We start from the raw sequence: 11748 nt of genomic DNA on the forward strand, positions 1-11748 counted from the left end.
TAATATAATGGATTTACTTTCGCAGTTATTTTATCTGCATGGTATAGGTTACGAATACACTAAATACACAGGGGAACAGGTATTTTTTGAACAAGATACACGTTCAGCTGCACTTAATTGCTGTGGTGTAAACACTGAGGACGCTCAACAAATAGAGCATTTAAATATTTCATTAGACGCTGCTAAATGGTTAGAATATGTGCCTAGTTGTAGCCTAGTTCAAAGCGACGCACCGGCTTTAAAAGTGCGTGTTGATCAGCGATTATTACACCACGTTTGTCATATTTCTTTTGAAAGTCTAGATATTGAGCCGCTAGAAGTCAGCTTGCAAACCCTTTTGCAAACAGGGGATTACACCTTCAACGATGTCGTTTATTTAGAGTTACAAGTTCGGTTGCCTAATCTCCCAGTTGGGTATCATAGTGCTAAAGTTTCTATTAATAATAATACAGTCTCGACGGAAATTTGGGCAACCCCCACACAAAGTTTTCAAATCCCTAACAAAAAGCGTACAGGCTTATCAATTCAGTTATATAGCTTAAAAAATAAGGCTGGATTGGGGATAGGTGATTTTGCCGATTTAATGGAATTGACTTGCCACAGTGCAGCTTTGCAACTTGATTATATATTACTTAATCCATTGCATTTACTTTTTGCAGACGAACCCGAAAGAGCAAGCCCTTATAGTCCAAATAACCGCGCTTTACTTAACCCATTATACATTGCTATTTCTTTGTGTGAGGATGCACATGATAACTCTGAATTGAGTCAACTTCTCAAAAGCCACAAGGCGCATGAGGGCGACAGTCAATATATTGATTACACGAGGGTTACTCAATTCAAATACCAGCTTCTTAAGTGTTTGTACAACAAGTTTATTGTTGATGATAACCGTGACCGAAAAACGCAATTTTCACTTTTTTGTCGCGAACATTGCACAACCTTAGCAACGCTAGAGCAGCATGATGTAGAATTTGCTAGCTATCTACAGTGGCAAGCGCATACTCAGTTAAAACAATGTCAACAAGTCGCCAGAGATAGCGGAATGGCAATAGGTTTAATTAATGATTTAGCCGTCGGCTGTGCTGGCGATGGGGGAGAGTTTATTACTCAACAACACCTATTCGCTGAAAATGCGCATGTAGGCGCACCGCCAGATCCGTGGGCTGAGCAAGGTCAAAACTGGGGCTTGCCAGCATTAAACCCGTTGAAAATGGGTGAAAATAACTTTGCTTTTTATCGAGCGCTTATAAAAGCTAATATGGAAGACGTGGGGGGGTTGCGCATTGATCATGTAATGGCCATACGTAGATTATGGTGGTGCTTTCATAAGCATGGTCAACAAGATGGGTGTTATGTTTATTATCCTTTTGAATACTTATTAGCCATTTTAACCATTGAATCGCACCTAAATGAATGTATTGTAATTGGGGAAGATTTAGGTGTTGTGCCTCACGAAGTAAAAGCAGCGCTTGCAGAGAAAGCCATTTTTTCAAATAGCTTATTTTATTTTGAGAAAGATCAACACAATGAATTTTTATCTGCTGAAGCATTTGATTCACATTGTTTGTTAATGATTGCTAACCATGATGTGCCACCATTTTTTGCTTGGTGGGAAGCCAGCGATTTAAGCTTAAAGGTTCAATATGGATTGATTGATGATGATCAACATTTGCAAAGCATTGAATCACGCCAAGTTGAAAAGCAAAGAATGTTACGGTTTTTAGAGAAAAGCGGTCATCCTGACTACACCCTAAATACGCAAGCTCAAGTTATATATAAAGCATTGACATTAAGTCTAGCATATTCACAGGCTCAACTTTTCGCAATTCAGTTAGATGATTTGGATGAGCAAATACTCCCAGTAAATATACCCGGTACAGATAAAGAATACCCCAATTGGCGTAGAGTGCTTTCTAAACCATCTGCAGAAATTTTAAAAGAACATGCTAATTTGCTTAGTGAAATAAATTCAATAAGGACGTATTAAATGAACAGTTCTGTTCAAATTAAATCAGTATCCGATCAGTATAATCAGCAAGTATCTGCGCTATCGCGTGGCTGTTTTAAAGATCCATTTAGTTTTTTAGGCACGCATAAAGACCAAGATGGTAAGCACTGTGTTCGTTGTTTTTTTCCTGGAGCTAAAAGCGTCAGTGTTAAATCAAAAGATGAGGTATTTAATTGTACTCGTTACATGGATTCGGATCTCTTTATTGCACATGTAGCATCATCACTGAGCGATGACTATGAACTCATCATTGACTATCCCGATTGTACAATCCAGCAGCGTGATATATATAACCTTCCAAGTGCGCTAGATACGCATGCAATGTATTTATTTAATGAAGGCACGCTTGAGCATGCATATCGCCATTTAGGGGCTCATTTTATGCGTGTCAGTGAGATTGATGGCGTTCGTTTTAGTGTTTGGGCGCCTAATGCAAGTAGTGTTTCAGTCATTGGTGAGTTTAATCACTGGCAACGAAATCATCACTTTATGCGTTTTAATCCCGGTTCAGGCGTGTGGGATATTTTTATCCCAGAGCTTAAAGAAGGTCTGTGTTATAAGTATGCTATTACAACAACCAATGGTGATGTGCTCGAAAAAGCAGATCCATTTGCGTTTAAAATGCAACAAGCACCTGGTACCGCCTCTGTATTGCAGCCGCAATTAGGTGCAATCAAGTTAACGAGTAAAATGCTAAAGCAAAAAGCGCAACGAAATGCTATCAATGCCCCAATCAGTATTTATGAAGTGCATTTAGGTTCTTGGCAACGAAAAATTAATAATAGCTACTTAAGTTACAATGAGTTTGCGGATCACCTTATTGATTATGTAAAAGAGACCGGTTTTACTCATATTCAATTAATGCCTATTAGTGAATATCCTTTTGATGGCTCATGGGGCTATCAACCTGTTGGGTTATTTTCTCCAACAAGTCGGTTTGGCAGTGTTGATGACTTTAGGTATTTTGTTCAGCGTTGCCACGAAGAAAATATTGGGCTGTTAGTTGACTGGGTTCCCGGGCATTTCCCAAGTGATCCGCACGGCTTACATTGTTTCGATGGCACACACCTGTACGAACACGCAGATGCAAGACAAGGATTTCATCCTGATTGGAACACGTATATTTATAATTATGACAGGCCCGAAGTACGAAGTTTCTTAGTTGCGAACGCAATGTTTTGGCTGGAAGAGTTTGGTATTGATGGTTTGCGTGTTGATGCAGTTGCGTCAATGTTGTACCTGGATTACAGCCGTGAAGAAGGGCAATGGGTCCCCAATTGTTATGGTGGTAGAGAAAACCTCGGCGCAATAGAGTGTTTAAAGCAAGTTAACCTTCGCAGTTATGCAAATAACCCGGGCATTATGATGGTTGCAGAAGAATCAACCGCATGGCCAGGAGTGACCCGCCAAGTGGATCATGATGGTTTAGGCTTTGGTTATAAATGGAATATGGGCTGGATGAATGACAGCTTGCATTACATGCAACGAGACCCACTTTACAGACAACACCATCACCATGAAATGACATTTTCAATGGTCTATGCATTTAGTGAAAACTACATTTTACCATTAAGTCATGACGAAGTGGTGCATGGCAAAGGTTCACTGATTGAAAAAATGCCAGGAGATGATTGGCAACAATTCGCAAATTTACGTGCATATTATGCCTTCATGTGGTCACACCCGGGTAAAAAGTTACTCTTTATGGGCGGAGAGTTTGCACAGCGCAAAGAATGGAATCATGACCAATCCCTTGATTGGCACCTATTAGAACACCAAAGCCATAATGGTATCCAAAACACCGTAAAAACATTAAACAAGGTTTATAAGTCTACACCAGCTTTGTATGAGTTAGATTCAGAACCCGCAGGCTTTAGTTGGATCGATAACCAAAACGCGCAACAAAGTATTTTTAGTTTTGTTCGCTATGCAAAAAAAGCGTCAGATTATGTTGTGGTGGTGTGTAACTTAACACCTAATGTATACCAAGGGTATCAAATCGGCGTGCCGTCAAAAGGGCAGTTTGAAGTGGTGCTTAATACCGATGATGAGTTATTTTTTGGCTCTGGGGTTAAGGTTAGTGACGGTTTAATAGAAGCTGAAGCATCACCGAGTCATGGCCATCAAAATAGTGTATTAATAACGTTACCACCGCTTGCAACAGTCTATCTGAAAAAGGTGTGCAATGAGCCTATCAATTGAGTTAAGCCAAGGGGAAATTAGCCCTTTAGGTGCGTCAATTAAAGATAATGGCGTTAACTTTGCTGTTTATGCACCATCGGCGAAGCAATTGTATGTCTGCTTATTTGATGCTAGTGGGCATACCGAAGTGCTTAAATTAGCGATGAACAACAACGAAGGCGGGGTGTGGAGTTTATGTATAAGCCCGCTGCCAGTAGGTACTTTATATGGTTATCGTGCCGAAGGTGATTATCAGCCTAAAAAAGGGCTTCACTTTAACAGTCAAAAATTATTAATAGACCCATATGCAAAGGACTTATTTGGTGAATTTACATGGAGTGAGCGCCATTATAGTCAAATGCCTATTGGCACATTAAGTGCTGTAAATAACGCCATTGATATGCCGAAATCAAAAGTGACGCAGTTACGGCCATACCAAGGTGTTAAACCTAACCATAGTTGGGGCAAAACAGTCATTTATGAGTGCCATGTAAAAGGAGCAACTGCGCGCCACCCGAGTATACCTGAGCATTTAAGAGGTAAATATTTGGGGTTAAGTCACGCTGTGTTTATTGAACATTTGCGAGATCTGGGTATTACGACGCTTGAATTGTTACCGGTGCATAGTTTTATCAGTGAGCAATTTTTAACAGGAAAGGGCTTACAAAACTATTGGGGCTACAATAGCTTAAACTTTTTCACCCCTCATAAAGATTACCTTGTTGATGATGAAATAGCTGAATTTCAGCAAATGGTCACGGAGCTGCATAATGCAGGGATCGAAGTCATTCTAGATGTGGTTTATAACCACACTGCTGAAGCTGGAATCGATGGTCCATTGTTATCGTGGCGTGGGTTGAATAACTCCGGTTACTACCGCTCTGTTGAAGGAGACCCGAAGGTTTATATTAATGATACAGGCTGTGGTAACACACTTAACATTGACGATCCATATAGCTTAAAAATGGTACTTGATAGCTTACGCTATTGGGTAGAAGTTATGGGGGTTGATGGCTTTAGATTCGACTTAGCTTCAATTTTAGCTCGAACTGCTCACGGTTTTAGTCAGCAACATGCATTTTTACAAGCTATCAATCAAGATCCTGTTTTATCTAGAGTTAAACTTATTGCAGAACCCTGGGATATTGGCCCAGGTGGTTATCAGCTTGGGGCTTTCCCGGCGCCATGGCGCGAATGGAACGACAAATATCGTGATGTTGTAAGGCGTTTTTGGTGTGGCGAACAAAATATGTTGCCAAAGCTAGCTAAGCGATTACATGGATCGTGCGACTTGTTTGATCATAACTTAAGAGGCCCGCTTAATAGTATTAATTTTATCACCAGTCATGACGGTTTTACGCTTGCGGATTCGGTCAGTTATGAAGAAAAACATAATGAAGCCAATGGTGAGCAAAACCGAGATGGGCACAGTGCTAACTACTCTTTCAATTGCGGTATTGAAGGGTTTAGTAATGACCCGGAAATTACCACTTTACGTTTGCAGCAACAAAAAAATATGTTGCTCACATTGTTATTGTCTAAAGGCGTGCCAATGCTTGCTGCTGGTAGTGAAATGGGGCATTCGCAAGGGGGGAACAATAACGCCTATTGTCAAAATAATCGTATGAGTTGGCTTGCTTGGAAAGACTCTCAACGCAGCCATCCTCTAACACGATTTATTGATGACGTTTTACGATTACGCAAAAAACATTGTGTATTTAAGCACCGTGTTTTCTTACATGACACAGACAAAAGATTTGCAGTACAGTGGTTTACTGAACTTGGCATGCCAATGCAAGAAAGTGACTGGCATGATGGCAGTAAGCAATTTTTAATGTATAGCTTACATGACGTGCAACTTAAATCTGCATTACTAATCATATTAAACGCAAGTGATGTAACCGTTGTGTGCACACTTCCTGAAATCACTGAAGGTAATTGGCAGCTAAACATTACAAGCATTGAAGAAAGTGTTTTAAAAGATACAAAACAATTTGAAGTTGCTGCGCATAGCAGTTGGGTATTTTCAGCTAATTTAGAAGGCGAATGTCATGGCTAAGAACAGTGAAAAAATATGTGTTGCAAAGGGCTGGCAAGATGCCCCTTTGATTGATGAAAGTACATTGGAAGACGATTTATCGCGGCACTTTTATTACACGTTAGGGCGTGACAAAGTAGGTAAGTCTCAGTTGTATTTATACAATGCACTGGCATTTACTATTCGTGACCGCCTTGTCGCTCGGTGTCGTGCTACTAAGCAACAAATGAACAGTGAAAAGCGTCGTAAAACGGCGTATATCTCACTTGAGTTCTTAATGGGCAGAGCCATGGGTAATGCGATTTTAAATCTAGATTTAGACGATCAAGTAAGCCAAGCATTACAACAATATTGTACTAATATTGAAGATGTTGCCCAAGCAGAACACGACGCAGGCCTAGGTAATGGCGGCTTAGGGCGCTTAGCTGCATGTTTTCTAGATAGCTGTGCAAGCCTTGCATTACCCGTTGTGGGTTATGGCATTCGTTATGAATATGGCATGTTTAATCAATCTATTGAAAATGGTCATCAAGTTGAGCAACCAGATAATTGGCTCCGCGAAGGGCATCCGTGGGAGTTAAGTGCACCTGAGCAATCTCAACGCATCAAGTTTTTTGGCCACGTAGAGTGTTATACCGATAAAAATGGCCGTGAGCACCGACAATGGTTAGATACGCATGATGTTCTTGCTGTACCCTATGACGTGCCTATCCCTGGTTATCAAAATGATATTGTAAATACCTTACGGTTATGGAAATCAGAGGCCACCGATGAATTTGATTTAAGTGAGTTTAATGCGGGCAGTTATTCTGAAGCCGTCGCTCATAAAAACTTAGCCGAACAAATTACAATGGTGTTGTACCCTAATGACAGTAGTGAAAATGGCAAGGAATTAAGGCTACGCCAACAGTATTTTTTATCCTCTGCAAGTCTACAAGACACGATTGCAAGTTGGGTATCGCAACACGGTGAGGATTTCAGTGATTTTGCTGAATATCATGTCTTTCAACTCAATGACACGCACCCGAGTATTGCTGTTGCAGAACTAATGCGTTTACTTATTGATGAATACGAGCTTGATTGGGACAAGGCGTGGGAAATTACAACCGCTACAATGGCGTACACAAATCATACGTTATTACCTGAAGCGCTTGAAAAGTGGTCTGTATCTTTATTTTCTCGCTTATTACCGCGTATTTTAGAAATTATCTATGAGATAAACGCCCGTTTTCTTGCTCAAGTGGCGCAAGCGTGGCCAGGGGATGTTTCAAAACAGCAAGCGCTATCGTTAATCGAAGAGGGACCTGAGCCGCAAATTCGCATGGCGTATTTAGCGATTGTAGGGAGTTATTCTGTTAATGGTGTCGCCGCGTTGCACACAGAGCTATTAAAAGAGGGGTTATTTAAATCATTCTTCGAGTTGTGGCCTGATAAGTTTAATAATAAAACCAATGGGGTAACACCTAGGCGTTGGCTTGCTCATTGCAATCCTAAATTGACCCAACTTATTAGCGATAAAATTGGCAGTGAGTGGGTGGGTGAGTTTGCGAAGATTAGCCAGCTGCGTCGCTACTTTGATGACGAACAATTTCATACGCAATGGCAGCAAGTAAAGCTAGAAAATAAACAACGTTTGGTTGATCTGGTCAAAGAACGTTGTGACGTCGATTTTGATAAACATATGCTGTTTGATGTGCAAGTAAAACGAATTCATGAATACAAACGCCAGCTATTAAATGTGCTACACGTAATCCACCTTTATGATCGTATTCGCCGCGGTGATACAGAACACTTAGTACCACGTTGTGTACTGCTAGGTGGTAAAGCCGCACCGGGTTACTACATGGCCAAGTGCATTATAAAGTTGATTAATAATGTTGCTGAAGTCATTAACAAAGACCCATTAGCCCAACCTTATTTACGTGTTGCGTTTTTACCTAATTATAATGTGACAGCAATGGAAACTATTTGTCCTGCAACGGATTTATCGGAACAAATATCCACGGCCGGTAAAGAAGCATCAGGAACAGGTAATATGAAGTTCATGATGAATGGTGCATTGACAATAGGTACCCTAGATGGTGCAAATATCGAAATCAGGGATGCGGTAGGCAAAGATAACTTTTTCTTATTTGGTGCCAAAGCACAAGAAATAGAGTCTATTAAGCAAAACTATAATCCATTGCATATTATTCACTCTACACCTGATTTACTTAATGTAATGCAACTACTTGAAAGCGGACACTTTAACTTATTTGAACCAGGTCTGTTTGATGACATTATCAGCGCGATTAAAAGCCCGCACGATCCTTGGTTAGTTGCTCATGATTTTGAGAGCTTTGTTAAAGCACAGCGTGACGTAGAGAGCGCGTATCAAAATCAACCACATTGGACACAAATGAGTATATTAAATACGGCCGCCAGCGGCGTATTTTCAAGTGATAGAACAATTAGCCAATACAGCGATGAAATTTGGCATTTGACACCTTTAACAGCAAATAAAACGAACATCAGCACAGATTAATACGGAGATAAATTATGCCAAGTTATGCAAATCGTTACATAAGTAGTTTAACAAGAGAAACCTACGCGCTTATTTTAGCAGGAGGGCGAGGATCGCGACTCCATGAGTTAACTAATTGGCGTGCTAAACCCGCTGTTTATTTTGGTGGCAAGCATCGAATTATTGATTTTCCGTTGTCGAATTGTATTAATTCAGGCATCAGACGAGTCGGTATTGCGACACAATACAAATCGCATTCTTTAATCCGCCACGTTAACCGTGCTTGGGGTCACTTCAAAAAAGAACTGGGTGAATCGGTAGAGATATTACCAGCATCTCAGCGTTATGGTGACGAATGGTACTGCGGAACTGCTGATGCTGTATTTCAAAATATGGATATTATCCGTCATGAATTACCAAAATATGTGATGATTCTGTCAGGCGATCATGTTTACCGTATGGATTATGGTGCATTATTGGCGAAGCATGTTGAAACTGGTGCAGATATGACCGTGTGTTGTATCGAAGTTGATTGTGAAGAGGCGGCAGATACCTTTGGAGTGATGACCGTTGACGAAGAAAAACGCGTTAAACGTTTTGATGAAAAGCCAGCTTCTCCAAGTTCTATTCCGGGTAAACCCGGTACGTGTTTAGCATCAATGGGTAATTATGTATTTAATACCGACTTTCTATTTGAGCAATTAAAAAAAGATGCTGAAAATGAGGGGTCTGGCCGTGATTTCGGTCATGATATTATCCCTTCAATTATTGAAGAGCATAACGTGTTTGCATTTCCATTTAGAGATCCCGCACATGAAGGCCAACCTTATTGGCGCGATGTAGGTACGATAGATTCATTTTGGGAAGCCAATATGGAACTCGTTATGCCAGAACCACAATTGGATTTATATGATCCAACGTGGCCAATTTGGACTTACCAGGAGCAATTACCACCGGCAAAATTCATTTTTGATAATGACGATAGAAGAGGTATGGCGGTCGATTCAACCGTTTCAGGCGGCTGCATAATTTCAGGGTCAGTTGTAAGAAAATCCTTGTTGTTTTCTAATGTTCATATTCGTTCATATTGTGAAATTGAAGAGTCAGTCATTTTACCAGGGGCAATTATTCATCGTAACTGTAGAATACGCCGTGCCATTATTGACCGTGGGTGTGAAATTCCTGAAGGTGTGGAAATTGGTTATGACGAAAAAGCCGATAAAGAAAATGGCTTTAGGGTGTCTAATAAAGGTATTGTGCTTGTTACCAGAGACATGTTAACTGAGCTTGCCAAAAAAATTGAATGCCAAGAGCAAGAAAAGAAACGTTTAGCTTAAGCTGTAGGAAGTAAATAAATAATGCATGTATTGATGGTTGCGGCCGAAAATGACGCGTTACCTAATGCCAAAGTAGGGGGCGTTGCTGATGTAATACGCGATTGCCCAAACGCATTAAGTAATAAAGGGATTTCTGTTGACGTTATAATTCCTGATTATGGATTTAGTCACTTAGACAGAGAACGGTTAGGGACACTGAACGTGGCGTTTGCAGGCCATAGCCATCAAGTTGATGTATGGCAAGTGCGTAGTGCTAAATCATCGGCAAGGCAGCTTGTTTTGTCGCATCATTATTTTAGTCAACACAATGGTCATGTTTATTGTAATGATGAACCTGGGCGACCCTTTGCAACAGATGCCACTAAATTTGCTTTTTTTGGTGCTGCAGTGTGTGAAGGGCTACTGCAAGGGGTTATTCCATGCCCTGATGTTATTCATTTACATGACTGGCATAGTGCATGTGTTGCTTTACTATTAAAGTTTGATAAACGTTTTGAAACGCTGCGAAATACAAAACTTGTGTTCACTGTGCATAATATTGCATTGCAAGGGATCAGACCGTTTAAAGGCGATGAATCAAGTCTAGAGGCGTGGTTTCCGTCCCTTGGCTATGATGGTTATGTGTTATGCGATCCCCGTTACCCGCATTGTTTTAACCCGATGCGCAGTGCTATTAATCTCGCTGATAAAGTGCATTTAGTGTCACCCAGTTACGCCAAAGAGGTGTTGTTACCGAGTGAATCAGCCAAAGGATTCTTTGGTGGCGAGGGGTTGGAAAAAGATTTACAAAATGCAGCAACTATGGGCAAAGTGGTGGGTGTGCTTAATGGCTGCGAATATACATCAAGTAACGAAAAGAAGCCGGTTTCGCTAGGCGTTTTGTATGATGAAATAGAGGCCGAGCTATTCACATGGATGGCCAAAAGTAAGCAATTAGAATCAGGTTACTATATTGCACATCAGCGGCTATTGTCATTTATTAAACATGGCCGTAAAGGCCCTTTGCTGACAAGTGTCGGGCGTTTAACGGATCAAAAAGTATTGTTATTACGCCAACCATATAACGATAAATTACTCGTTGATGAACTATGTAAGCAGTTGTCAGAGTTTGACGGTAATCTCATCATTTTAGGATCTGGTGACAGTGCATTAGAAGACGTGTTTACGCAAGCCATGGCTAGAAACAGCAACCTTTTATTTCTAAAAGGGTATGGGCAAAAGATTGGCGAATTGCTTTATCAACTAGGGGATTTATTTTTAATGCCTAGTTCATTTGAGCCTTGTGGTATTAGTCAAATGTTAGCTATGCGAGCGGGGCAGCCATGTTTGGTGCATCAAGTTGGTGGACTGAATGACACGGTAATGCATTTAGAAAATGGCTTTAGTTTTGCGGGCAGCACGCTAGAGCTGCAATGTGAAAATTTGCTTAATTGCTTTATTGAGACGCTTAAACTATATAATAATGACTCTAAAAAATGGCAGCATATTGCTAATAATGCACGCAATGCCCGTTTTACGTGGGGTGAAGTCGCACAACAATACATAGACACGATGTACAAATAATCTAAAAAGATTACTTTTTATAATTTTACTAGTTATAATGTGTGGATAAATAAATGATTTAATGACTTTTTACACCTTATCAATAGAAGCAATAAGGGTAAAAAGTCCAGAATAA

Annotated in this window: 6 protein-coding genes; all 6 read left to right on the forward strand. The window is 40.4% G+C overall.

Annotated elements, in window-relative coordinates:
• Positions 1-7 precede the first annotated feature (7 nt).
• The 6 genes from malQ to ATS75_RS04785 are packed head-to-tail and all read left to right on the forward strand — an operon-like array spanning position 8 to position 11633.
• Entirely contained in the window at positions 8-1990 is a 1983-nt protein-coding gene (malQ, locus tag ATS75_RS04760; RefSeq protein ID WP_058559285.1) for a 4-alpha-glucanotransferase, read from the forward strand.
• Entirely contained in the window at positions 1991-4213 is a 2223-nt protein-coding gene (glgB, locus tag ATS75_RS04765) for a 1,4-alpha-glucan branching protein GlgB (protein WP_058559286.1), read from the forward strand.
• Positions 4197-6251, forward strand: a complete 2055-nt coding sequence (gene glgX / locus ATS75_RS04770; RefSeq protein ID WP_058559287.1) for a glycogen debranching protein GlgX — start codon at positions 4197-4199, stop codon at positions 6249-6251. The genes glgB and glgX overlap by 17 nt, the downstream gene beginning before the upstream one ends.
• The gene (locus ATS75_RS04775; RefSeq protein WP_058559288.1) at positions 6244-8754 is read left to right on the forward strand and encodes a glycogen/starch/alpha-glucan phosphorylase; all 2511 of its coding nucleotides are present in this window, start codon (positions 6244-6246) and stop codon (positions 8752-8754) included. Before glgX ends, ATS75_RS04775 begins: the two co-directional genes overlap by 8 nt.
• 14 nt (positions 8755-8768) lie before the next feature.
• Positions 8769-10070: a glucose-1-phosphate adenylyltransferase gene (glgC, locus tag ATS75_RS04780; RefSeq protein ID WP_058559289.1), complete on the forward strand. Its 1302-nt coding sequence runs from the start codon at positions 8769-8771 to the stop codon at positions 10068-10070.
• 21 nt (positions 10071-10091) lie between these two features.
• Entirely contained in the window at positions 10092-11633 is a 1542-nt protein-coding gene (locus tag ATS75_RS04785; RefSeq protein WP_058559290.1) for a glycogen synthase, read from the forward strand.
• Positions 11634-11748 lie beyond the last annotated feature (115 nt).

Source organism: Pseudoalteromonas sp. H105, from assembly GCF_001469215.1.
Classification (GTDB): domain Bacteria; phylum Pseudomonadota; class Gammaproteobacteria; order Enterobacterales; family Alteromonadaceae; genus Pseudoalteromonas.

Bases quoted from the DNA above. Each gene is read 5' to 3' on its own strand.
- malQ (WP_058559285.1), top strand. From the start codon at position 8: ATGGATTTACTTTCGCAGTTATTTTATCTGCATGGTATAGGTTACGAA.
- glgB (WP_058559286.1), top strand. From the start codon at position 1,991: ATGAACAGTTCTGTTCAAATTAAATCAGTATCCGATCAGTATAATCAG.
- glgX (WP_058559287.1), top strand. From the start codon at position 4,197: ATGAGCCTATCAATTGAGTTAAGCCAAGGGGAAATTAGCCCTTTAGGT.
- ATS75_RS04775 (WP_058559288.1), top strand. From the start codon at position 6,244: ATGGCTAAGAACAGTGAAAAAATATGTGTTGCAAAGGGCTGGCAAGAT.
- glgC (WP_058559289.1), top strand. From the start codon at position 8,769: ATGCCAAGTTATGCAAATCGTTACATAAGTAGTTTAACAAGAGAAACC.
- ATS75_RS04785 (WP_058559290.1), top strand. From the start codon at position 10,092: ATGCATGTATTGATGGTTGCGGCCGAAAATGACGCGTTACCTAATGCC.